This is a genomic window from Pseudomonas coleopterorum, assembly GCF_900105555.1.
GTDB classification, from domain to species: Bacteria; Pseudomonadota; Gammaproteobacteria; order Pseudomonadales; family Pseudomonadaceae; genus Aquipseudomonas; species Aquipseudomonas coleopterorum.
The window spans coordinates 1,258,142-1,282,737 of sequence record NZ_FNTZ01000001.1 but is presented as its reverse complement, the minus strand read 5'-3'; the positions used below and the strand labels follow the sequence as shown (position 1 = coordinate 1,282,737).

Annotated in this window: 18 protein-coding genes; 6 read left to right on the top strand and 12 right to left on the bottom strand. The window is 62.7% G+C overall.

Features of this window, described 5'->3' with window-relative positions:
• Window positions 1-177 precede the first annotated feature (177 nt).
• The 4 genes from BLV18_RS05700 to BLV18_RS05685 form a co-directional block, all read right to left on the bottom strand.
• Window positions 178-2,508 (bottom strand): TonB-dependent receptor, encoded by a 2,331-nt coding sequence (locus tag BLV18_RS05700; RefSeq protein ID WP_244156928.1) that lies wholly within the window; start codon window positions 2,506-2,508, stop codon window positions 178-180.
• 167 nt (window positions 2,509-2,675) lie between these two features.
• Window positions 2,676-3,623 carry a FecR domain-containing protein gene (locus BLV18_RS05695; protein WP_090362037.1) on the bottom strand — a complete coding sequence of 316 codons (948 nt, stop codon included), beginning with the start codon at window positions 3,621-3,623 and terminating at the stop codon, window positions 2,676-2,678.
• On the bottom strand, window positions 3,620-4,132 hold the full coding sequence (locus BLV18_RS05690) for a sigma-70 family RNA polymerase sigma factor (RefSeq protein ID WP_090362033.1): 513 nt from the start codon (window positions 4,130-4,132) through the stop codon (window positions 3,620-3,622). The genes BLV18_RS05695 and BLV18_RS05690 overlap by 4 nt, the downstream gene beginning before the upstream one ends.
• Window positions 4,133-4,436: 304 nt before the next feature.
• Complete coding sequence (locus BLV18_RS05685; protein WP_090356901.1) at window positions 4,437-5,624, bottom strand: sugar transporter; 1,188 nt, start codon at window positions 5,622-5,624, stop codon at window positions 4,437-4,439.
• 302 nt (window positions 5,625-5,926) lie between these two features.
• Here BLV18_RS05685 and BLV18_RS05680 point away from each other — a divergent pair, with 302 nt between their 5' ends.
• The gene (locus tag BLV18_RS05680) at window positions 5,927-6,229 is read left to right on the top strand and encodes a type II toxin-antitoxin system RelE/ParE family toxin (protein ID WP_244156807.1); all 303 of its coding nucleotides are present in this window, start codon (window positions 5,927-5,929) and stop codon (window positions 6,227-6,229) included.
• Window positions 6,226-6,549: an addiction module antidote protein gene (locus BLV18_RS05675; protein ID WP_090356899.1), complete on the top strand. Its 324-nt coding sequence runs from the start codon at window positions 6,226-6,228 to the stop codon at window positions 6,547-6,549. The genes BLV18_RS05680 and BLV18_RS05675 overlap by 4 nt, the downstream gene beginning before the upstream one ends.
• Here BLV18_RS05675 and BLV18_RS05670 read toward each other — a convergent pair.
• Entirely contained in the window at window positions 6,539-7,405 is an 867-nt protein-coding gene (locus tag BLV18_RS05670; protein WP_090356897.1) for a carboxylate/amino acid/amine transporter, read from the bottom strand. The two genes, BLV18_RS05675 and BLV18_RS05670, sit on opposite strands and share 11 nt — an antisense overlap.
• Window positions 7,406-7,553: 148 nt before the next feature.
• Window positions 7,554-7,871: a 3-phosphoglycerate kinase gene (locus tag BLV18_RS05665; RefSeq protein WP_090356895.1), complete on the bottom strand. Its 318-nt coding sequence runs from the start codon at window positions 7,869-7,871 to the stop codon at window positions 7,554-7,556.
• Between the two features lie 49 nt (window positions 7,872-7,920).
• Between BLV18_RS05665 and BLV18_RS05660 the strand changes: the two genes are divergently transcribed.
• From BLV18_RS05660 to BLV18_RS05650, 3 genes are all read left to right on the top strand, one after another.
• Window positions 7,921-8,868, top strand: a complete 948-nt coding sequence (locus BLV18_RS05660) for a LysR family transcriptional regulator (protein ID WP_090356893.1) — start codon at window positions 7,921-7,923, stop codon at window positions 8,866-8,868.
• 150 nt (window positions 8,869-9,018) lie between these two features.
• Window positions 9,019-9,582: a peptidylprolyl isomerase gene (locus tag BLV18_RS05655; protein WP_049861099.1), complete on the top strand. Its 564-nt coding sequence runs from the start codon at window positions 9,019-9,021 to the stop codon at window positions 9,580-9,582.
• 66 nt (window positions 9,583-9,648) lie between these two features.
• On the top strand, window positions 9,649-11,478 hold the full coding sequence (locus tag BLV18_RS05650) for an ABC transporter ATP-binding protein (RefSeq protein WP_049861144.1): 1,830 nt from the start codon (window positions 9,649-9,651) through the stop codon (window positions 11,476-11,478).
• Between the two features lie 64 nt (window positions 11,479-11,542).
• Here the strand turns inward: BLV18_RS05650 and BLV18_RS05645 are convergent, their stop codons facing one another.
• Window positions 11,543-12,667, bottom strand: coding sequence for a GNAT family N-acetyltransferase (locus BLV18_RS05645; RefSeq protein WP_090356891.1), 1,125 nt, complete (start codon window positions 12,665-12,667; stop codon window positions 11,543-11,545).
• 278 nt (window positions 12,668-12,945) lie between these two features.
• Between BLV18_RS05645 and BLV18_RS05640 the strand changes: the two genes are divergently transcribed.
• Window positions 12,946-14,229 carry a putative porin gene (locus BLV18_RS05640; protein ID WP_049861101.1) on the top strand — a complete coding sequence of 428 codons (1,284 nt, stop codon included), beginning with the start codon at window positions 12,946-12,948 and terminating at the stop codon, window positions 14,227-14,229.
• A gap of 85 nt (window positions 14,230-14,314) precedes the next feature.
• Here the strand turns inward: BLV18_RS05640 and BLV18_RS05635 are convergent, their stop codons facing one another.
• The 5 genes from BLV18_RS05635 to fadD2 all read right to left on the bottom strand — a co-directional run bounded on the left by BLV18_RS05635 (window position 14,315) and on the right by fadD2 (window position 24,464).
• Window positions 14,315-15,436, bottom strand: a complete 1,122-nt coding sequence (locus tag BLV18_RS05635) for a beta-ketoacyl-ACP synthase III (RefSeq protein WP_090356890.1) — start codon at window positions 15,434-15,436, stop codon at window positions 14,315-14,317.
• Between the two features lie 76 nt (window positions 15,437-15,512).
• Window positions 15,513-19,424 (bottom strand): ATP-dependent RNA helicase HrpA, encoded by a 3,912-nt coding sequence (hrpA, locus tag BLV18_RS05630; protein ID WP_090356888.1) that lies wholly within the window; start codon window positions 19,422-19,424, stop codon window positions 15,513-15,515.
• Between the two features lie 136 nt (window positions 19,425-19,560).
• Window positions 19,561-20,664 carry a DmpA family aminopeptidase gene (locus tag BLV18_RS05625; RefSeq protein WP_090356886.1) on the bottom strand — a complete coding sequence of 368 codons (1,104 nt, stop codon included), beginning with the start codon at window positions 20,662-20,664 and terminating at the stop codon, window positions 19,561-19,563.
• Window positions 20,665-20,819: 155 nt separating this feature from the next.
• Window positions 20,820-22,517, bottom strand: coding sequence for a long-chain-fatty-acid--CoA ligase FadD1 (gene fadD1 / locus BLV18_RS05620; protein ID WP_090356884.1), 1,698 nt, complete (start codon window positions 22,515-22,517; stop codon window positions 20,820-20,822).
• Window positions 22,518-22,778: 261 nt separating this feature from the next.
• A complete protein-coding gene (gene fadD2, locus BLV18_RS05615; RefSeq protein ID WP_090356881.1) occupies window positions 22,779-24,464 on the bottom strand; it encodes a long-chain-fatty-acid--CoA ligase FadD2 in 1,686 nt (561 codons plus the stop codon).
• Window positions 24,465-24,596: the final 132 nt, after the last annotated feature.

Here is a 24,596-nt window from a genome sequence, read left to right as displayed (position 1 = left end):
GCTCCACAGGTTATCAGCACCGCGCAATAGGGCAGGCTCGCACCGCTCCACTGTGGGAGCGGGCTCTGCCCGCGAAGGCTTCACCGCGGTACGCCTGACACACCGCAGCGCTCCTTTCGCGGGCAGAGCCCGCTCCCACAGATGCCTGCCTCCACAGATGACCGATCTCACGGACAGTCAGAAGCCAACCGTGGCGGAAACCAGATAGGTTCTCGGGGTAGCAAGAGTCAAACCAGGCTCGCTGTCGTCGGAGGCGCCGGCCGAGGCCCAGTAGCGTTTGTCCAGTACGTTCTCGACATTGGCGCGCAGGGTCACCGCCTTGCCCTGCACCTTGAATGCATACCGGGCACCCACATCGAAGCGCTCCCAACTGTCGATTTCCTTGCTGTTGGCCTGATCCAGGTATTGCGAGCTGGAATAGATACCGCGCCCGGTGAGGGTCAACCCGGGCAATGCCGGAACGTCCCACTCCGCCCCCAAATTGACATTGAGCTCGGGCGTGGCCGGTGCGCGGTTGCCATCGAAGGCCCCTGCGCTGGTGCCCGTCAACTCGCTGTCGATGTACATCACCCCGCCCAGCAGGCGCACGCCCGTCAGCGGTTCGCCGAACACACTCAATTCCACGCCATTGTTCTCGCGCTTGCCATTGGGGCCGAAGGTGCGGGTGAGCGCGTTGGTCTCGTACGCCGGCTGCTTGATGCGAAAAGCAGCGGCGGTGATGGCCAGGCTGCCGAGATCGTACTTCGCACCTACCTCGACCTGCCGGCTGATGAAAGGCGGGAAGATCTCGTCTTCGTTGATCGACGTGGAAGGCGCAATCTTGCCTTGGCTCAGACCTTCCAGATAGTTCGCATACAACGACAGCTCGTCGGTGAGCTTGTAGAGCACGCCCGCAGACGGTGAAAACTTTTCCTCGTCGTAAGCCGTATCGCCTTTCACCCCATCGCTCCAGTCATCCACCTTGACCCGCTGCCAGCGACCACCGAGGGTCAACAGCAGCCGATCGTCGAAGAAGCCAAGAGTGTCGGACAGGGCCACGCCGTCGAACCGGTTCTCGGTATAGACCTTGGGGTCCTGACGGGTGGGGTTGGACGGCGTTGCCGTGGCAACGGGCGCGTAGAGATTGCTGCGCCCCCTGGCGTAGCGCGCGCCGCCGTTGGTGAAGTCCATGTAGAAATGGCTGACAGCCAGATTCAGCTCGTGGCTGACCGGGCCGGTCTGCAGCCACTTGCGCGCGCCCAGCGTGGCCGTGCGTACGCTTTCATCACGGGTGAAGTCGCGGGGCAGCACGTCGAAATCGCCGGCATCATTGATGACCGACACGTTGTGCCGAAGGAAATCATGATTACTCTCCCGAGCGCCGACGCTGCCGTACAGCATCAACGAATCGCTCAGATCATACTCACCATTGAACGCCCCGAAGGTATCCTGGGTACGCGCCTTGCTCCAGCCCTGCGCATAGTTGTCGCGCACATGGTTGGCACCGGGCACGCGGGCATTGGCGCCGACCTGAACACGCTCCTGAGGCGCATCGGTATCTCGCTCGGTATGCCCCACATCGGCAGACAACCGCAGGCGTTCGCCGCGGAAATCCAGGCCGATCACGGCCATTTCCCGGTCCACGCTCTGCTTGTCCCAGGTAGTGTCGCCCGCCTGTTTCACCGCGTTCAGGCGCAGGCCAAACTGGTTGTCCTGGCCAAAGCGTCGGCCGATGTCCACGGCGCCACCGGCCTGGCTGTCGGAGGCATAGCTGGCGGTGAACTCGTTGATCGGCGTGTCGGTGGCGCGCTTGGGCACCACGTTGATACCGCCGCCGACGCTGCCCCGAGGTGAGATGCCGTTGATCAACTGGCTGGGCCCACGGAGGATATCCACCCGCTCGGCCATCTCCATGTCGATGGAATAAGTGGGCAGTATTCCGTATAGCCCGTTGTACGACACATCGCTGTTGAACAGGCTGAAGCCGCGGATGGTGAACTGCTCGAAACGCCCGCCGGCAGGGTTGGTGGTACGTACTGCCGGGTCGCTGGCCACCAGATCGCCCAAGGTGCGGGCCTGCTGATTTCGCGCGGTCTCGCTGGTGTAGCTGGTCATGCTGAAGGGCGTGTCCATGAAGTCACGTGCGCCGAGCAAACCTTGAGCGCCACCGCGTGCGACCTGCCCACCGGCATAGGGCTGCTCCGTCACGCTGCCTTGTGCGGCACCGGTCACGGTGGTGGGTGTGATCTCCAGCACGTCGGCACCCAAGGGCGCAGCCACGAGCGTATAGGCATCCTCCCCCACCGCTTGCAGGCGCAGACCGCTGCCGGCCAGCAGTTGAGCGAAGCCGCCCTCCACGCTGTACTCGCCGACCAGACCGGCGCTCTGCCGACCGTTGACCAAGGTAGGCGCCACCGACAGGCTGACGCCCGCCTGGCTGGCAAAGCGGGTCAGCGAGGCGGCGAGTTCGCCTCGGGGTATGTTGTAGACACGCGCCATGTCGTCGGCAAACGCCATCTGCATGGGCATCGGTGCAAGGCCGAGCAGCAGGCTGAGGGGCAAGGCCCGCGCGTAGTGCGCCGAGGATGTGCAGCTGTAACGGAGAAACGAACGAGGGGGCCGTGGGGGCATGGCTGAAGGCTCTTTGAGTGTGCTTACCTCTCCATGACAAGCGAGCGTGAAAAAGGGGACAGGCGCTAGGCAGATTTTTCCTGTGGCATCAGCGTGGCCCAATAGCGCGTACGCCATTGCACCCGCAGCGGCAGGCTGACGGCCAGCAGATTCAGTACCTGATCCGGATCTTCCAGGCGGAAACTGCCCGTGACACGCAGTGCTTCCAGCTCCGGCTGCCAGCGCAGGATGCCGGGACGATAGCGGTCCAGATCGCGCAGAAAATCCCCAAGAGGCTGGTTCAACGCAACGATCACGCCCTCGCGCCAGCCCGGCTGGCGAGGATCGAAGCGCTCGATCGGACCTGGACCGGTGCCGGATAACTGAACGTGCTGGCCCGCGCGCAAGGTGAGCGGCGCAAAACCGGTAGGCAGCACATCGGCCTGCCCGGTGAATACCGACAGCCGACAGAGGCCGTCGTCCTGGCGCACATTGATTTCACCCTGATCCAGCCTCACGCTGCCAAGCGGCGTACGGATGTCGAACGGCATGGCATTGGCCAGGCGCAACCGAATCTCCCCGCGCAGCAGCGTGAGCCGCCGTTGGCCAGGGTCGATGTCGACCGCAGTGGCGGTATTGATGTGCAACACGCTGCCATCGGCCAAGGTCAATTGGCGTCGCTCGCCGGTGGCGGTGGCCACGTCGGCGCGCCAGGCATCGATGGGCAGCTCACGCATAACCCACCAGGCGGCTGGCGCGACCACGGCCAGCCCCAACACCCCCTTGAGCAGGTCGCGGCGGCCGTGGCCGGGACGATCGAGGCTGGCCATTGCCAGCGCCGGGGGCAGAACCTGGAAGCGGCCCTTGAGCGCCGCTACCCGGCGCCAGGCGGACTCATTCGCCTCACTGGCTTGGCGCCAGCGTTGCAGGCGGGCGAGGTCCTGTTCCGTGACGGCGCCAGACTCCATGCACACCCACCAGCGGGCCGCCGAGCGGGCAGCTTGGCGTGCTTCGTCACTCGGCTCGGCATTCAGCACAGTTCGGCCAGCAGGCAATGCTCATAGGCTTGGGCCATGTAGCGCTTGACGCTGCGCTCGGTGACCTTCAAGCGCTCGGCGATTTCGCGGTAGCCCAACCCTTCGAGCTGGCTGAGCAGAAAGGCCCGGCGAACCTTGGCCGGTAAGCCATCGAGCAGTTGATCCAGGGCGTGCAGGGTTTCCAGCACCTGCCAGCGCTGTTCCGGCGCAGGTGCGACATCGGCGGGCAAGGTAGCGAGGGCGTCGAGATAAGCCTGTTCCAGACTGCGCCGACGGTAGAAATTGATCAGCAGCCGTTTGCCGACTGTCTTGAGGTAAGCACGCGGCTCCTGCAACTCGGCCACCGACTGGGAACTGACCAGCACCCGGATGAACGTATCCTGGCTCAGGTCCGCCGCATCCCACGCACTGCCCAGGCGCCGGCTGAGCCATTGCTCCAGCCAGCTGCGATTGTCGCGATAGAGCGTCTCGAACGCCCGAGCGTCCACCCTCGCCGGCTCGACCATCATCGGCACCCTGTCAGATGTAAATGAGATCGATTGTATTTTAAAAAGGGTTTGCAGCGGAACCGTTAGTTACGCCCTCGATACTGCATTCGGCCGCAATGCGCTCAACCAGACAAACCGCGTGCGCCGCCGACGCGGCTCGCGCCGCTGCTACAGAGACCGCATTCCGTGCACCAGCGGCGCAAGCCACGTCCGGCGACAACGCATTCGCGTGCACCAACGGCCCACCCGCGTCCAGCATCAACGCATCCCCTGTAGCAGCGGCGCGAGCCGCGTCCGGGATCGACGCGGTATTGCAGACCGATCAACCCGAGGCAGGCGCTGACTGAACCCGCCGATAGGTCGTGTGCCAACACAGCAGCAGACCCGCCCCTGCCATCAACGCGCCAACGATGCCGATGTTGGCCACGCCCACCTGGGTGATCACCACACTGCCCAGCAACGCCCCACCACCGATACCGACGTTGTAGATCCCCGAATGCAGCGCCATGGCCACGTCCGTGGCATCCGGCGCCAGCTCCAGGACCTTGGACTGCATCGCCAGGCTGAAGCACATGATCGAAATGCCCCACACCACACTCACCCCACCCAGATAGGTGGCGCAGCGCGCCAACGGCAGCAACAGCATCAGGCAGAGGGCCAGCAACGCGATCGACGACACCATGAAGCCACGCGGATAGCGACCGCTGTAGCGGCTGAACACCAGCGAGCCGATCACCCCGGCACCGCCGAACAGCAACAGCAGCGTCGTGGTCATTTCCCCGCTCATCTGCGCCGCGGCTTGCACGAACGGCTCGATGTAGCTGTACGCCGTGTACTGCGCGGTGATCACCAGCGCAGTCGTCACATACAACGCGACCAGCACCGGCCGCTTGAGCAGCATCGGCAAGCTGCGCAGCGAACCCGAATTCTGGCTGGGCAGCGCCGGCAGGCTTTTCGCCAGCCACAGCGCCACTAGCGTGGCCACCACGCCGATTCCCACGAATGTGGTGCGCCAGCCCAGCGCTTCACCGACCACCCGCCCCAATGGCACGCCCAGCACCATGGCCAGGCACGTGCCGGTGGCCAGCAGGCCCAGCGCCTGAGTGTGCTTGCCCGGTGGCGCCAGCCGCACCGCCAGCGATGCCGTGATCGACCAGAACAAGGCGTGGGCGAACGCGATGCCGATACGGCTGGCCAGCAGCACGCCATAGCTCCAGGCGATGCTGGACACTGCATGGCTGACCACGAACAGGACGAACACCCCGATCAGCAACCGACGCCGCTCGATGTTGCGCGTGAGCAGCATGATCGGCAGCGACATCAGCGACACCACCCAGGCATACACCGTCAACATCAGCCCCACCTGCGCCGTCGGCATCGCAAAGCTAAGACCGATCGAGGTCAACAGCCCAACCGGCGCGAACTCCGTGGTATTGAAGATGAAAGCTGCCAGCGCCAACGCAATCACGCTGGACCAGCTGCCTGTGGGTGTATTCGAAGGCGTATTCATTGGATGGCTTCAGCGACTCTCAAAAATAGTGGGAACGGTCGCGCCTTAACAAACACCACGCATACGTGTGCCGCCTGACCCTCAAGCCAAGCGGAGCATGCAATGAATGATTGTTATGAGTTTGAGGGGCGACGCCAGATCCGGCGGATTCTACGCCCCGCATACGGTAGGCACAATGCGGTCGCCCACCCGGCCCATAAAGTAGAAGACGATACCTGGAAACCCCGGTACACAGTTTCGGGCTTGTCCTAGGAACCAGCGTTCAAGAAAATTTGTATCCCATGGGATACGGATCTATGCTGATGAAGATAGCCACAACGGATGTGTTTGAGCGCTGGTTCACTCGATTGCGTGATCGCCAGGCAGCCATACGGATCCAGGCCCGGATCGACAGGCTGGAAGACGGGAACTGGGGTGACTGGCAGTCAGTGGGAGAAGGCGTATGCGAGATGCGGCTTCATTTTGGGCCAGGGTACCGCCTGTACTTCATGCAACACGAGCAGTGCTGGATAGTGCTGTTGGCCGGTGGCGACAAGTCGACACAGTCCTCCGACATTGCTACCGCCAAGCGTATGGCACAACAACTTCAGGAACAGGAACGATGAAAATCAAGCTACGGGAATGGGATAGCGCCGAATATCTCAAAACCGATCAAGACATGATCATGTACTTCGATGCTTGCATGGCCGAAGCTGGTGATGACGCGGCATTCATTGCCAAGGCGTTGGGCAACATTGCGCGCGCCAAGGGCATCGCCCAGGTGGCGAGGGACACCGGGCTGGGTCGGGAAAGTCTGTACAAGGCTCTTTCGGAGGACGGCAATCCGAGCTTCGCGACGATACTGAAGGTGACGCGTGCACTGGGTATCTCGCTGCATGCAGGGCTGCTTGCATCACCTTCCCGCCCTGCCCCCACTATCGGCTAGCGATCTGGGCGCGCGCACCCAACCGACTCAACCAGACCGAAAACAATATCACACCACCGCCGAGGAACAGTCGTCCCAAAGGCTCGTCCTGGTTCCAGATCAGCAGGTTGAGCAGCAGGCCGACCGGCACGTGGAGATTGTTCATCACCGCCAGCGTGGCGCCTGGCACGCGGCTGGCGCCCTTGTTCCACCAATACATGCCAAGCGCCGTCGACACCAGCCCCAGGAACGCGAGCACGCTCCACTGCACCGGCGTCTGTGGCAGGTTATGGGAGTTGCCAAACAGCAGAAAGGCCGGCAGCACCACCAGCAAGGCGCCAACGTAGAAGTAGCCGAAGCGTCGGTATTGTGGCTGGTCGCTAGGGTGGCGTGCCAGCAGATGCTTGTACAGCACCTGCCCGGCCGCATAGGTGAAGTTGGCCAGCTGCAGCAACAGGAAACCGATGAAGAAGTCCGGGCTGACGCGGTCGAAACGAATCACTGCGGCCCCCGCCACCGCGACCAGCGCCGCCACCAGCGCCCAGCGGTTGAAGCGGCGGTTCAACGCGTCCTCGATCAGCGTCACGTGCACTGGCGTCAGGATGGTGAACAGCAGCACCTCCGGCACGCTCAAGACCCGAAAGCTCAGGTACAGACAGACGTAGGTGATGCCGAACTGCAGCGCGCCGATCAGCAGCATGGCGCGCAGGAAGCGCGGTTCGACCTGACGCCAGCGCGTCAGCGGCAGGAATACCAGCCCGGCGAGCAGCACCCGGGCGAGCACGGCAAAGTAGCTGTCGACGTGGCCGGCGAGGTATTCGCCGATCAAGCTGAAAGAGAAAGCCTGGATGAGGGTGACGATCAGAAGGTATTGCATGGTGCGTCCCGAATTGGCGAGGCGCGGACCTTAGCGCATGTGGGCCGGGTCAGGCCAGTGAAGCGCATCGCGGATCGCCACCGTGATTCATCAAATGAGTTGTCTTGGCCGATCATTGCTCTACCCTGTGTCGCATCTGTGCCGGTGGCTACACGCCTGGCTCGCAATGCACCTCGACCCGCAACCTGAGAATGCTGCGCTTGAAGCTGGCCACCGCGTCGGCCGACGCCCCTGCGGCGACGCTGACCCGCCGGGTCCGCACCGGCTCGGGGCCATTGCGAAAGCGCACACTGCACTGCGCCGCGCGGGCTCCGTAGTTCTGCAGGGTCACGGCGGCCATGTCGGGGGCGGTGTCGTGGGCCGTGACCAGAATGTCGGTGTCGTCGAGCTGCTTCTGCACGTCGATGGGGTAGGCGAAACACACGCCTGGCAGCAGGGCCAGCACTACAACGCAGCATTTGATCATCGAGCAGTCTCCGTGGCGGGCTGCCAGCTTAGGACACCAGGAGTCGAAGATGAAAGCGCCCCGCGTCACCCTTGAGCAATGGCGAACCCTGCAGGCGGTGGTCGACCACGGCGGCTTCGCCCAGGCTGCCGAAGCCCTGCACCGCTCGCAGTCGTCGATCAGCTACACCGTGGCGCGCATGCAGGATCAGCTCGGCGTGCCGCTGTTGCGCATCGACGGCCGCAGGGCGGTGCTCACCGACGCCGGCGCTGTGCTGTTGCGCAGGTCCCGGCAACTGGTCAACCAGGCCAGCCAGCTGGAAGATCTCGCCCACCACATGGAGCAAGGCTGGGAAGCCGAAGTGCGCCTGGTGGTCGACGCAGCCTATCCCAATGCACGGCTGATCCGCGCCCTCACCGCGTTCATGCCGCAGAGCCGCGGCTGTCGCGTGCGGCTGCGTGAAGAAGTGCTGTCAGGGGTCGAGGAAGTGCTGCAGGAAGGCGTCGCCGACCTGGCGATCAGCGGCTACGGCATACCGGGCTACCTGGGCACCGAACTGAGCGCCATCGAATTCATCGCCGTGGCCCACCCCGAGCACGCGTTGCTGGGCATGGGTCGCGCGCTCAGCGTGCAGGATCTGCACGGCCACATGCAGGTGGTGATCCGCGATTCGGGTCGCCAGCAACCGCGTGACGTTGGCTGGCTGGGCGCGGAGCAGCGCTGGACGGTCGGCAGCCTGGCCACGGCTGCCAGCTTCGTCGGCAGTGGCCTGGGCTTCGCCTGGCTGCCCCGACACATGATCGATCGTGAGCTGCGCGAGGGCACCCTCGCCGCTCTGCCCCTGGAACAAGGCGGCAGTCGGCACCCGACCTTCTATCTGTATTCGAACAAGGACAAGCCGCTGGGTCCGGCCACGCAGATTCTCGTCGAGTTGCTGCGCACCTTCGACACCGCGCCTCTGGACGTGCCGATTGCGGCCCTGGAGCAGGTCAGTGTCGTCATGAACCAGGACGACTGACTCTCGTCTTGCGAACATTAAGTAACATTCATTTTTTCCAAGCCGGCTCGCCTGGGCCGCCCTTTGGCGGCACGCTTGCTACATTGCCCCGAACGCTTGCGCCACTTGCGGCTCAAAGCCTATGCCTCCCCCCTCAAGGACCTCGTACCGATGCTGAAGAAAATCCTCCTGACCGCCTGCTCCCTCTCCTTCGCAGGCCACCTGATGGCTGCCGACGCCCAGCACCCCCATGTGTTGCTCGACACCAGCATGGGCGCAATCGAAGTCGAACTGGACGCGGTCAAGGCGCCGATCAGCACCGCCAACTTCCTCGCCTACGTCGACAAGGGCCATTACAACAACACGGTCTTTCACCGCGTGATCCCGGGCTTCATGGTGCAAGGCGGCGGCTTCGACGCCAACATGCGTGAAAAGCCCACCCAGGCCCCGATCAAGAACGAGGCCGACAATGGTTTGCATAACGTGCGGGGAACCCTCGCGATGGCGCGCACTCAAGTAAAGGACTCGGCCACCAGCCAGTTCTTCATCAATCAGAAGGACAACGATTTCCTCGACCACGGTGGTCGCGACTTTGGCTACGCGGTCTTCGGCAAGGTGGTCAAAGGCATGGAAGTGGTCGACAACATCGCCAACACGCCGACGACCACCAAAAGCGGCATGCAGAACGTGCCCAGTGATCCGATCATGATCAAATCGGCGAAACGCGTGGATTAAGCCGCGCGCCCTGCCGGCCATGTCTCAGCCAGGACCGTCAACCCGCACAGGAGAGCACGCTTGAGCATTTATCGCCGCTTCGAACAATGGATCGATATCTTCCGCGAAGCGCCTACGGAAACGCCTCCCAACAAGGTCCTGGCCTTCTACATCTACTACCTCAAGCAGGTCTGGCCCAGCTTCGCCACGCTGCTGGTGGTGGGCCTGATCGGTGCGCTGATCGAGGTCGCGCTGTTTCGCTACCTCAGTCGCATCATCGACATGGCCCAGGGCACGCCCAACGTGCACTTCTTCAGCGACAACGCGCTGGAACTGACCTGGATGATGGTAGTGGCGCTGGTCCTGAGGCCCATCTTCATCGGCCTGCATGACCTGCTGGTGCACCAGGCGATCAGCCCGGGCATGACCAGCCTGATCCGCTGGCAGAACCACAACTACGTGCTCAAGCAGAGCATGAACTTCTTCCACAGCGACTTTGCCGGACGCATTGCCCAGCGCATCATGCAGACCGGCAACTCCCTGCGCGACTCGGCGGTGGCGGCAGTCGATGCGCTGTGGCATGTGCTCATCTATGCAATCAGCGCTCTGGTGCTGTTCGCCGAGGCCGATTGGCGCCTGATGATTCCGTTGATCCTGTGGATCATCGCCTACGTGATTTCGCTGTACTACTTCGTTCCGCGGGTCAAGGAACGCTCGGTGGTGTCTTCCGACGCCCGCTCGAAGCTGATGGGGCGCATCGTCGACGGCTACTCCAACATCGCCACGCTCAAGCTGTTCGCCCACACCAGCATGGAGCAGCAATACGCCCGTGACGCGATCAGCGAGCAGACCGAGAAAACTCAGCTGGCCAGCCGGGTGATCACGGCCATGGATTTCGCCATCACCACCATCAACGGGCTGTTGATCGTCGGCACTACGGGCCTGGCCCTGTGGCTGTGGACGCAATCGCTGATTTCCGTGGGGGCAATCGCTCTGGCGACCGGCCTGGTGATCCGTATCGTCAACATGTCCGGCTGGATCATGTGGGTGGTCAACGGCATCTTCGAAAACATCGGCATGGTGCAGGACGGCCTACAGACCATCGCCCAACCGGTCAGCGTGACCGACAAGAAGGGCGCGCCACGGCTCAAGGTCGACCGCGGCAACGTGCGTTTCGAAGACGTGCATTTCCACTACCCCAAGGGCGACAGCATCATCGAGGGCCTGACCCTGGATATTCGTCCGGGCGAGAAGATCGGGTTGATCGGACCTTCGGGTGCAGGCAAGTCGACGCTGGTCAACCTGCTGCTGCGTCTCTACGACCTGCCCAGCGGGCGCATCCTGATCGATGGCCAGGACATTGCCGACGTGACCCAGGAAAGCCTGCGCGAGCAGATTGGCCTGATCACTCAGGACACGTCGCTGCTGCACCGTTCCATTCTCGACAACCTGCGCTACGGCAAGCCCAATGCCACCGAGGAGCAGGTCTGGGAAGCGGTGCGCAAGGCGCGGGCCGATGATTTCCTGCCGTTGTTGTCCGACAGTGAAGGTCGTCGCGGTTTCGATGCCCATGTCGGCGAGCGCGGCGTGAAGCTGTCCGGTGGCCAGCGCCAGCGCATCTCCATCGCCCGCGTGCTGCTGAAGAATGCACCGATCCTGATCATGGACGAAGCGACTTCGGCGCTCGACTCCGAAGTCGAGGCGGCGATTCAGGAAAGCCTGGAAACCCTGATGAAGGGCAAGACCGTGATCGCGATCGCCCACCGCCTGTCGACCATCGCCAAGATGGACCGCCTGGTGGTGTTGCAGAAAGGCAAGGTGGTGGAAATCGGCAGCCATACCGAGCTTCTGGCACAGCAGGGCCTGTATGCACGCCTCTGGCACCATCAAACCGGCGGTTTCGTCGGGATGGATTGACCAAGCCGCTCCCATGGCTCACGGGGCCATGGGAGCACCCCTGTAGGACCGGTCCGTGAATGACTCAGGCCTGTCGATACGGCAACGCTTCCCGCGCTTGCTCCGCGTACCCCAGCACCCCCACCCGCTCCTCTTGCAGAAAATTCTCCACCGCAGCCCGCAATCCCGGATGCCGCAGGTAATGCCATGACCGCGTGATCACCGGCTCGAACCCGCGGATCAACTTGTGCTCGCCCTGCGCCCCGGCATCGAACCGCTGGATACCATGGGCAATCGCATAGTCCATGCCCTGATAGAAACAGGTCTCGAAGTGCAGCCGGTCATACTCGGCCAGGCATCCCCAATAGCGACCATAGAAGCTGTCGCCCCCCAACAGACTGAAAGCCATCGCCACCGGCCGACGTTCGTGGGTCGCCAACACCACGCGAATCGCCTCGGGCATGCGCTCGGCCAGCAGACTGAAGAAATCACGCGTCAGGTAGGGCGAGCGCCCACGCACATGGTAGGTGTTGGCGTAGCAGGCATAGACGAAATCCCATTCGGCTTCGCTGACCTGCCCGCCCTCGCGCCATTCGAACTCGATGCCTTGCGCCCGTACCTGTTCGCGTTCCTTGCGCATCTGCTTGCGCTTGCGCGAGCTGAGCGCATCGAGAAAGTCCTCGAAATCCCGATAGCCGCGGTTATGCCAGTGATACTGGCAACCCAGCCGTTCCATCCAGCCTTCCTCGGCGCCGATCAGCGCATCGAAGGCAGGATCGGTGAAATTGACATGCGCACCACTGAGCCCTTCCAGCTCCAGGTACCCCGGCACACTGCGCAGCAACTCGACGCCATGCTCGGGCCGACGCATCAACAGGCGTGGGCCGCTGACCGGACTGAACGGCACCGCCCCCAGCAGCTTGGGGTAGTAGTCGATACCGGCCCGCGCGCAGGCGTCGGCCCAGCCGTGATCGAACACATACTCCCCATACGAATGCCATTTACGGTAGCTGGGCAAGGCCGCCACCAGTTGCCCCTCTTCGATCAGCACCAAGTGCTCCGGCGCCCAACCGGAGCGCTCGCCCAGACTGCCACTGTCTTCCAATGCGCTGAGAAAGCCATGGCGCAGGAACGGTTGGGATTCAGGCAACAGCGCGTCCCATTGCGCGGCGTCGATGGCGGACAAGCTGGCAGCAACATGCAACGGCATCGGTAGGCTCCAAAGGATGAGACGTGCCAAGCAGTATCGCGCAGCCTCTGCCTGCGGTCACCCGCCAATACGGCGCCATCACTCGGCGAACGCTCTGGATCAATGCATACCGTCTTTTCAATGTCATCACTAAGCCATTGTTCTGACATTGTTTTGTCATCACCCCTCGCAATACTTGCGCCAGTTTTTCGGGGTCTGCCACGCCATCTGCCAGGCGTGTCCGAAAGCACTTTCAGGCTTGGCGCTTGCCGGCCTTTTTTTGCGATAGGGAGAATGTCATGCGTCGTGTTTCAACACTCACCAAGGTCAGCCTGAGCGCCACCGTTCTGATGGCCATCAGCAGCCAGGCCAGTGCTGCGGTCGATGCCAAGCTGCTCGACATGCTGCGCGCCAACGGCTCGATCAACGCTGCGCAATACGCCGAATTGAAGACCGAGCTGGACAGTGAGAAACAGGCCCAACAAGTGGCTGCCGCCGAACAGTCGAAGAAGATGAGCGCATTCGACCAGAAAGTCGCCTGGGCCGCGAAGACCCAGATCAAGGGCGACGTGCGCCTGCGTCATGAAAGCATCAACGTCGACGGCGAACGTGATGGTTCCAGCGGCGATCGCAACCAGGACCGCCAGCGCATCCGCGCACGTCTGGGCGTCTACAGCGAGATCAACCCGCAGGTCGATGCCGGTATCCGCGTCGCCACCGGCAGCAGCGCCGATGCCCGCTCCACCAACCAGAGCCTGGATGGCGCCTTCAGCAAGAAATCCATCTGGCTCGATCAGGCCTACCTGGACTGGCACCCAACGGCCGTCAAGGACCTGCACCTGATCGGCGGCAAGATGAGCCAGCCCTGGGTCAGCATGGGCGACGTGATCTGGGACGGCGACATCAACCCCGAGGGTGTGGCCGCCACCTACAAGCTGCCACTGGGCGGCGCCGAACTGTTCGGCAGCACCGGCTACTATGTGCTGACCGACAACATCGACGGTGAAGGTCGCCAGTTCGAACATGACCTGCGCATGTACACCGGCCAGGCCGGCGCGCGCTTCGCGCTGGGCGACAACGTCAAGATGACTCTTGGCGGCAGCGTCTATTCCTACGACAACGACAACGCGACCAACGCCGCTGCCGTACTGGCCGTCAACGGCAACGCCTCGACCGAATTCACCCTGTACGAAGGCTTCGGTCAACTGGACATCACCGGCCTGCCCCTGCCGCTGTCGATCTATGGCCAGTACGTGGTCAACGGCGATGCCGAAGCGACCGCCACGGTCGGCAAGCAGGACACTGCCTGGCTGACCGGTTTCAAGACCAAGTTCGCCGGCTTCGGCCTGGACTACAACTACCGCGACGTGCAACGCAATGCGGTGGTTGGCGCGTTCACCGACTCCGACTTCGCCAACGGTTTCACCGGCTCGCGCGGCCACAAGGTCAAGCTGGGCTACGAGATCGACAAGAACTTCGCCGTTGGTGCCACCTACTTCCTGGCCGAATCCGACGTCGCCAGTCGTACCCGTACCGATGCCGACGTGAACACGCTGCAGCTGGACCTGGAAGCCAAGTTCTAAGCCTGCTCTCCTCGCTTCAGACAAAAGGCGCAAGCTGCGAGTGCATCGCAGGTTGCGCCTTTTTCATTGTCAGTGCCGCCGTCGATCAGCGCTTGCGCAGAATCACGCTGCCAATCGAATAGCCTGCACCGAACGAGCTCAGCACGCCGAGCGAACCCGCTGCCAGATCGTCCTGATGGGTATGCAGGGCGATCACCGAGCCGGCCGAACTGGTGTTGGCATAGCGGTCGAGAATCACCGGCGCCTCCTCGACGCTGGCATCGCGGCCCAGCAGCTTCTTCACGATCAAGTGGTTCATGCTCAGGTTGGCTTGGTGCAGCCAGAACCGCCTGACGGCCTGTACGGCAATGTCGTTCTGCGCCAAGTGGGCGGCGATCAGCTCGGCGACCATCGGGCAAACCTCCTTGAACACCTTGCGGCCTTCCTGGACGAACAGTTTGTCCTCTCCACCCGGCCCCAGCGCCTCCGCCCGATTCAGAAAACCGAAGTTGTTGCGAATATTGTTGGAAAACTGGGTCTGCAGACGGGTGCTGACGATGTCGAACTGGTGGGCCGAGGTCGCCAGGTCCGCACGCTCCACCAACACGGCAGTGGCCGCATCGCCGAAGATGAAGTGGCTGTCGCGGTCGCGGAAATTCAGGTGCCCGGTGCAGATCTCCGGGCTCACCACCAGCACCGCCCGCGCCTGTCCCAACTGCACGCTGTTGCTCGCTTGCTGGATACCGAAGGTGGCCGACGAACACGCCACGTTCATGTCGAAACCGAAGCCCTGGATACCCAGCGCCTGTTGCACCTCGATGGCCACCGCCGGGTAAGGCCGTTGCAGGTTGGAACAGGCAACGATCACCGCGTCGACGTCGGCAGCCGTGCGACCGGCGCGTTGCAGCGCCTGCTCCGCTGCAGCCACGGCCATCTGGCACAGAATCGACTGCTCTTCGTTGCTGCGCTCGGGCAGGTCGGGTTTCATCCGCTGCGGATCGAGAATGCCCGCCTTGTCCATGACGAAGCGGCTCTTGATGCCGCTGGCTTTCTCGATGAAGGCCGCGCTGGAGGGGGCCAGTGCCTGCACGTCGCCGCGCTCGATGGCCGCAGCGTTGTCCTGGTTGAAGGCGGCTACATAAGTGTTGAAAGACTCGACCAGCTCCTCGTTGGAGATGCTCTGGGCCGGTGTGTACAGGCCGGTGCCGCTGATGACGACGTTATGCACGGTCGTTCCTCTATTGTTAGGGGCAACTCAATCAGATGAATGCCACGCAAGCCCGAGTCGAAAGACCGGGCCGCACTCAGGCGTCCACTGCACTCCACTGCTTGCTCAAGCGCTTGTCCGACACGGGCACCTTGGTGCCCAACTGTTGCGCGAACAACGACACTCGATACTCCTCCAGCAGCCAGCGATATACCTCCAGCTGTGGATCACGCTTGCCCTCCTGGCCATGCTTGTTCAGGCGTGTCTGATACTGGCCCCAGAGATTGGCCAACTCGCCGCTCCAGACCCGATCTTTCTGCACTTGACTCGGCAGTTTCTCCAAGCGTAGCTCGACCGCCTTGAGCAGGCGCGGCATTTCCTTGAGCCAGGCTGCCGGGGTATCGCGCACGAAACCGGGATAGACCAGATGGCTCAACTGCTGCTTGATATCGTTCAGCGCCACGGCATGGGTCAGATCGATCTTGCCCTTGAAGCGCTTTTGCAAGCCATGCCACAGCTTGAGGATATCCAACGTCGGGCGCGCCAGACGTTCGGCGTGCTCTGCCCAGGCGCCACGCTTGCGCTCGGCCAGTGCCGCCAGGGCCGCACCGTCGCGCGGCAGGCTTGCTTCACCTTCCAGCACGCAACTGTCCAGGCTGGCCAGCAGGATGTCCTCGACGAGGGCTTCGACACGGCCGAGTTCGCGGTACAGCAGGCCCAGTTCGGTCTGGCCCGGCAACTTGCTGCGCAGGAACTTGGCCGGTTCGGCCAGTTGCTGCAGCAGCAGCCGCTGCAGGGCGCGTCGGTGCTGGTACTCGGCTTCGGCGCTGGTCGAGAACCGCCCTTCCTTGACCGTGCCGGCTTCCTCGACCAAGGCCGGGTAGACCGTCATCGACAGTCCGGCGATGTTCTGCTGGGTGGTCTGTTCGACCTTGGCGAACGCCTTGGCCTGCACCGGTTGCTGGCTCTTCGCGGTATTCGGCACCGCCAATGCGGCGCTGCTGGCCTCGGCGAAACGCGCGGTGAGCTCGGCCAGGTCACGTCCCTCACCAAGAAATTTGCCTTGGCCGTCGAGCACTTCGATGTTCATGCGCAGATGGCTGTCGACCTGCTGCGCGGCCTCGGCCCATGCCTCGTCGCTGACCCGCGCGCCGGTCATGCGCAGCAGTTCGCGGCCCAGGGCCTGGGGCAAAGAGCCTTCGCCGAAGGTCAGACGCGCAAGAGCCGCGCGAACGAAGTCCGGCACCGGCACGAAGTTCTTGCGCAGGGCCTTGGGCAGGTTGCGCACCAGGGAAATGCACTTGGCCTCCAGCAACCCCGGCACCAGCCATTCCAGGCGCTCGCCCGGCAAGGCCGGCAGCAGCGGCGCGGGCACGCGCAGGGTGACGCCGTCGCGGGGGTGATTGGGCTCGAAGTGGTAGCTCAGCTGCAGGCTCAGATCGCCCAGACGCAGGGTGTCAGGGTATTGCGCGGCCGTCACTTCGCTGGCCTCCCGCGCCAGTACGTCCTCTTCGCGCATGATCAGAAGATCGGGGTTCTTCTGGCTGTTGACCTTGTACCAGCTGTCGAACGTGGCCGTCTGATGGATCTCGGCGGGCAGGCGCGCCTCGTAGAACCCGTAGAGGGTTTCTTCGTCGGCCAGAATGTCGCGTCGCCGGGCCTTGGCCTCCAGCTCGTCGAGCTGCTCGAGCAGCTGGCGATTGGCCGTCAGGCACTTGGCCCGCGACTGGATCTCGCCGCGCACCAGCCCTTCACGAATGAACAGCTCGCGCGACGCCACCGGGTCAATGGGCCCGAAATGCACCGGGCGACGGCCGACCACGATCATGCCGTAGAGGGTGATCTGCTCGAACGCCACGACCTGGCCGCGCTTCTTCTCCCAGTGCGGCTCGAAATGGTTTTTCTTGATCAGGTGCCCGGCCAGCGGTTCGATCCAGTCCGGCTCGATCTTGGCGACCATGCGCGCATACAGTTTGGTCGTCTCGACCAGCTCGGCGGCCATCAGCCACTGCGGCTTCTTGCGCCCCATGCCCGACGACGGATGCACCCAGAAACGACGCTGTCGCGCGCCCAGATAGTCGCCGTCTTCGGTTTTCTGGCCGATCTGGCTGAGCAGGCCGGACAACACCGCCTTGTGAAACTTGGGATAGTCCGCGGCGTCCTTGTTCACCTGCAGTTGCAGGTCACGGCAGATCAGGCTCAGTTGACGGTGTGCATCACGCCACTCGCGCAGGCGCAGGTAATTGAGGAACTGTTTGCGGCACCAGTTGCGCAAGGCACTGGAGCCCAGTTCCTGACGCTGGGTTTCGAAACCACGCCACAGATTGACCAGCGCGGCGAAATCCGAATCGGCATCCTTCCACTGCGCGTGGGCCTGATCGGCCGCCTGCTGACGCTCGGGCGGACGCTCGCGCGGATCCTGCACCGAGAGCACGCTGGCGATGATCAGCACTTCCTGCAAACTGCCCTGGCGCGCGCCTTCGAGCAGCATGCGCCCCAGGCGTGGATCGATCGGCAAGCGCGCCAACTGTCGGCCCATCGGCGTCAGCTGGTTCTCGCGGTTGACCGCAGACAGCTCCTGCAGCAGGTTGAAGCCGTCGCTGATGGCCTTGCCGTCCGGTGGCTCGATGAACGGGAAGCGGTCGATTTCACCCAGGCGCAGGTGCAGCATCTGCAGGATCACCGCCGCCAGGTTGGTGCGCAGAATCTCGGGATCGGTGAATTCGGGGCGCGAGAGAAAATCCTCTTCGCTGTACAGGCGGATGCAGATGCCGGGCTCGACTCGGCCACAGCGACCCTTGCGCTGATTGGCGCTGGCCTGGGACACCGCCTCGATCGGCAGACGCTGAACCTTGGCCCGGTAGCTGTAGCGACTGATGCGCGCTGTACCGCTGTCAATCACGTAGCGGATGCCGGGCACGGTCAGCGAGGTCTCCGCCACGTTGGTGGCCAGCACCACGCGGCGCCCGGGATGGGACTGAAAAATGCGCTGCTGCTCGGCCGGCGACAGGCGCGCGTACAGCGGCAGGATTTCCGTGTGCCGCAGCTGAGCCTTGCGCAGCATGTCGGCAGCATCGCGAATCTCGCGTTCGCCGGGCAGGAACACCAGCACGTCGCCCGGCGTCTTGCGCTCGCTGCGCTCGAAGGCGGCGATTTCGTCCAGCGCCGCCAGAATCGCTTGGTCGACGGTCAGGTCGTTCTCGATCTGGTTGCCTTCTTCGTCCTGCTCGGCCGTCAGCGGTCGGTACCAGGTGTCGACCGGGAAGGTGCGCCCGGACACCTCGATGATCGGCGCATCGTCGAAATGCTCGGAGAAGCGCTGCAGATCGATGGTGGCCGACGTGATGATGACCTTCAGATCGGGACGTCGTGGCAGCAGGGTCTTCAGGTAGCCCAACAGGAAATCGATGTTCAGGCTTCGCTCGTGAGCCTCGTCGACGATGATGGTGTCGTAGCGCTCGAGAAAACGGTCATGCTGGGTCTCGGCCAGCAGGATGCCATCGGTCATCAGCTTGACCAGGGTATTGGCATCGCTCTGGTCTTCGAAACGCACCTGGTAACCCACCAGCCCGCCCAGCGGCGTCGCCAGTTCCTCGGCAACACGACTGGCCACGCTGCGCGCAGCGATCCGGCGTGGCTGAGTGTGGGCAATCAGGCCATGCTGGCCGCGGCCCAGCTCCAGGCAGATCTTGGGCAACTGGGTGGTCTTGCCCGAGCCGGTTTCGCCGGCAATGATCAGCACCTGATGCTCAGCGAGTACCTTCTTGATTTCATCGCGCTTGGCGGCAATGGGCAGACTGTCGTCGTAGCGCACCGTCGGCACGCTCAGCCGGCGGGCCTCGACGCGGGCGAACGAAGCCTGGGCTTTCTCGACCCACTGACCAAGCTTTGCCTCGTCGGGCCGCTTGCGCAGTTCATGCAACTGCCGGCGCAGGCGGTGACGATCGCCGATCATGGCCTGGTCGAGGTTTTTCAGAAGCTGGTCAATCGAAGCGGTTTGGTCGGTCATCAGGTACGCAGAGGTCTTCTTTTGGGCTACGGCGGGGCTATTGCAGCAGATTGTCGCAGATTTGGAGGAACACTGCTTTCTGTAAGCGATTGGCAACGCGAGGAGCTGACCGACAGACCCCTCGCGTCGATGGTCGTTACTCGGCGGGCTTCCAGCCTACGTTGTGCAGCGCCTCAAGCAGCGTATCGCCGCTCAGGCCATGGACGGTCACACCATCCTCGGTATCCATATCTTCGCCGGCCAGCAGGGCATTGATGATCGCTTCTTCCACCGCCTCTCCAGCAGCTTCGAACAGGGCAGAAATATGATCATTGCTGATCATCGTCAGAGGCACGGTTAGCTCACTCTCCTCACGGGCATAGTCGGCGATGGGCAGGTCTCTGTTGGCGGTGGAAAACGCCAGGAAGATATCTCCGCTTGAATCCTCCGTACCCCCACCGGTTCGAGCAATGCCAAGCGATGCTCGCTGAGCCAGCCGCTGGCATTGGTGAGGCAGAAGGGGGGCATCGGTAGCCAGAATCACGACGATGGACCCCATGCCAGGGGTGCCGCCAGAGGCGAAGGGTGAACCGATATCCATCAGCTGGCGGCCTACCGGATAACCATCCACCCGCAGGTTCTGACGCGTGCCATGGTTGGCCTGAACCAGCGCGCCCACAGTCCAGCCGCCTTTTGCGTCAGCAACCACCCTGGACGATGTGCCGATTCCGCCTTTGAACTCATGACAGATCATGCCTGTGCCACCGCCAACCGCACCTTCGGCAACCTCACCGGCCTTGGCGTCGTCAACGGCTTCGCGCACCAGCTGCACACTGACATGCTGACCCCAGATGTCACTCAGCCTGCCATCGAACGTTTCCATGACCACGGGCATGCACCAATACGTCGAATCAGTGGCCAGTTGCTCTCGCTCCAAGGCGATCAATGTATCCCTCACCACGCCCACGCTGTGGGTGTTGGTAATGCCAATCGGCGTGGTCAACATCCCATTCTCACGGATCCACTCAAGTCCAGTGGCATCGCCATTCCCGTTGAGAACGTGACAGCCGGCAAAACAGGGTTGCAGGCGAGCATGTTCAGCGCGTGGCTGAACGATGCTGACACCGGTTCTGATCTGGCCTGACTCGCCTTCGGCGATCAAGGTGGCATGACCAACGCGAACGCCGTCCACATCGGTGATCGCATTCAAAGGGCCCGGAGTACCGTGCCCCAGGGTGATGCCAAGTTCACGTGCGCGCATAAATAATCCTTATTCATAGAGGTTGATCGCTCCACGGCATCTGCCGCGTTGATCAAATGCTAAGAACAATGACGACGCCTCACAAATGGCACCCTGTGTAAGGGGGCTGCTCACACCTCGCGGTCGAAAAAGAAGCTGCACGCGCGCGCTTGTCTTCAAACGTTTTTTTTCAAACCCAGCTTCTTGAGCTCTTCATCGCGCAGCTCGCGGCGCAGGATCTTGCCCACGTTGGTGGTCGGCAGCACATCACGGAATTCAACCGTGCGCGGCACCTTGTAGGCAGTGACGTTGGCGCGCATATGCTCCATGACCTTTTCCTTGGTCAGGGTGACACCAGGTTTGGCCACGACGAAAATCTTGATCGACTCGCCGGACTTCTCGTCCGGTATGCCGATGGCTGCGCATTGCAGCACGCCCGGCAAAGTGGCAAGGACGTCTTCGAGCTCGTTGGGGTACACGTTGAAGCCCGAGACCAGGATCATGTCCTTCTTGCGATCGACGATACGCATGTAGCCGTCGGGCTGGATCAGCGCAATGTCGCCGGTCTTCAGCCAGCCCTGCGCGTCGAGGATCTCGGCGGTGGCCTCCTGGCGCTGCCAGTAGCCCTTCATGACCTGCGGGCCCTTGATGCACAACTCGCCGATCTCACCCAATGGCAGTTCTTCGCCTGCATCGTTGATGATCTTGGCCAGCGTGGACGGCACCGGAATGCCGATGGTGCCGATCTGGATGCGCTGGTTGGGGTTGACCGTCGCCACCGGGCTGGTTTCGGTCATGCCGTAGCCTTCGCAGATGGCGCAGCCGGTCACTTCTTTCCAGCGCTCGGCGGCGGCCAGTTGCAGGGCCATGCCGCCCGACAGCGTGACTTTCAGCGCCGAGAAGTCCAGCTTGCGAAACGCCTCGTTGTTGCAAAGGGCCACGAACAGTGTGTTGAGCCCGACGAAGCCGCTGAACTTCCACTTCGACAGCTCCTTGACCATCGCCTGCAGGTCGCGCGGGTTGCTGATCAGCACATTGTGGTTGCCGATCAGCATCATGGCCATGCAGTGAAAGGTGAAAGCATAGATATGGTAGAGCGGCAGCGGCGTGATCAGTATTTCGCAGCCTTCGTCGAGGTTGGACCCCATCAAGGCCTTGCACTGCAGCATGTTGGCCACCAGGTTGCGATGGGTGAGCATCGCCCCCTTCGCCACGCCGGTGGTGCCGCCGGTGTACTGCAACACGGCCACTTCCGAGCTGGCCGGGTTGGCTTCGTTGACGGCTTGGCCGCGTCCCTTGCTCAACACATCGTTGAACTTCACTGCCCGTGGCAGGTGATAGGCCGGGACCATTTTCTTCACGTACTTGATCACGCTGTTGACCAGCAGACGCTTGAGCGGCGGCAGCAGGTCGGCGACTTCAGTGACGATGACATGGCGGACGGACGTCTTGGGGACGACCTTTTCCGCCAGGTGCGCCATGTTGGCCAGGCACACCAGGGCCTTGGCGCCGGAGTCCTTGAACTGGTGCTCCATTTCCCGCGCGGTATACAGCGGGTTGGTGTTGACCACCACCAGGCCTGCGCGAATCGCACCGAAGACCGCCACCGGATACTGCAGGACGTTGGGCAACTGCACCGCAATGCGATCACCCGGCACCAGGTCGGTGTTCTGCTGCAGATAGGCGGCGAAAGCTCCCGATAGCTCGTAAAGCTCACCGTAGGTGAGGGTCTTGCCCAGGTTGCTGAACGCCGGCTTGTCGGCGAAGCGCTGGCAGGACTGCTTGAGCACTGCCTGGATATTGGGATACATGTCTGGATCGATATCCGCCGCGATTCCAGCCGGATACTTATCCTTCCAGAAATTTTCGATCATGGAAGCCCACTCCTCCAGCGCCAGCGAATCTTCACCGCATTCGATGCGATTATTATTGATATGTCAGCACGACCCATACAGGTCCGAATGCCGAAAAGCGCGCCGAGAGTAGCAGCTTTGCCATGAGGCGACTAGAGGCTGAAGGTGGCCAGACGGTAACCATTGTGACCGGATTGACAGTTCCAGTCACAGTGGATCCAGCTTGTATCCGGGCTCGCTGGCGCCCCTCTGCAACGCCCGCCACGACCCCTGTTCGGTGCATCAACCGTCGCGCAGTTCACGTCGCAGGATCTTGCCCACGGGTGTCATCGGCAAGGCGTCGCGCAGGACGATTTCCCGTGGCAGCTTGTAGCCGGTGAAGTTGGCCTTGCAGTAGGCCATCAGCTCAGCCGTGGTCAGCTGTGGATCACGGGCCACCACGAACAGCTTGACCGCCTCGCCGGCGCGCTCGTCCGCTACCCCGATGGCCGCGCAATTGGCCACCTGAGGATGCGCCATGACCACGTCCTCGATTTCGTTCGGATAGACGTTGAAACCCGAAACGATGATCAGGTCCTTCTTGCGGTCGACGATGCGCACATAGCCGTCGGGATCGATGACGGCGATGTCGCCGGTCTTGAACCAGCCGTGCGTGTCCAGCGCCTCGGCGGTCGCCTCGGGCTGCTGCCAATAGCCGCGCATCACCTGCGGACCCTGGATGCACAGCTCGCCGCGCTCACCCAGCGGCAGCTCGACGCCTTGATCGTCGATCACCTTCAGTCCCGTGCCGACCACGGGAATGCCCACGCTGCCGATGCGCGCGCACTGACCATAGGGGTTCGTGCAGGCCACCGGCGAGGTCTCGGTCAGGCCGTAGCCTTCGACGATACGACAGCCGGTCAGACTTTCCCAGCGCTCGGCCGTGGCCTTGACCAGCGCCGTACCACCGGAGTTGGTGACCTTGAGATGGGAAAAATCCAGGGAGCGAAACTCGGCATGCTCCATCAATGCCACAAACAGCGTGTTCAGCCCCAGCAAGGCGGTGAACTTCCACTTTTTCAGCTCCTTGATGAAGGCGCCGATGTCACGGGGGTTGGTGATCAGTACGTTATGGTTGCCGGTGACCATCATGCACAGGCAGTTGGCCGTGAACGCATACACGTGGTAGAGCGGCAGCGGCGCGATCATCACCTCGTGGCCTTCGCGCAGGATCGTCTGGCCCTGTTCGTCGAGCTGGCGGAAACAGGCCCTCACCTGCAGCATGTTGGCGACCAGATTGCCATGAGTGAGCATGGCGCCCTTGGCCAGCCCGGTGGTGCCGCCAGTGTATTGCAGCACCGCGAGGTCATCGAGGGTCGGCGCCACCGGACGGGGTGACGACCCCGCGCCTTGCGCCAGAATCGTCTTGAAGGGTATCGCCTGGGGCAGATGGTAGGCAGGGACGCGCTTCTTGACCTTGCTCACCAGCGTGTTGACCAGCCAGCCCTTGGCAGCGGGCATCAGGTCGCCCAGGCGGGCTTCGATCAGGTACTCCAGCTTCGTGTCCTGCAGCACCTGCTCGACCTTGTCGCCGAACAGGTTGAGGTAGACCAGCGCCCGTGCTCCGGAATCGGAGAACTGATGGCGCATTTCGCGCACGGTGTATAAAGGGTTGGTATTGACCACCACCAGGCCGGCGCGCAATGCACCGAACACCGCAATGGGGTATTGCAGGACGTTGGGCAACTGCACCGCGATACGGTCGCCGGGGACCAGGTCGGTGTGCTGCTGCAACCAGCTGGCGAAAGCGGCGCAGTGCCGGTCGAGCTCGGCATAGCTCAGGGTCACGCCCATGTTGCTGAAGGCCGGACGTTGGGCGAAGGTGGTACAGGAGCGGTCGAACACATCGACAATGGAGGTGAATTCACCGACCGCAAGAGTGTGGGGCACGCCCGGCGGGCGCTTGTCGTTCCAGAAATCAGGATGCATTATTATTGTCCTCTGATTCGAAGCCCGCCCGGCCATTGCGCCTGCGGTATGCTGCCGACGTTAGCAGCTGCCGCAACCGACGCAAATGCGCACCACCCTCCTGTTAACATCGTGAATCTATTTGACGCGGCA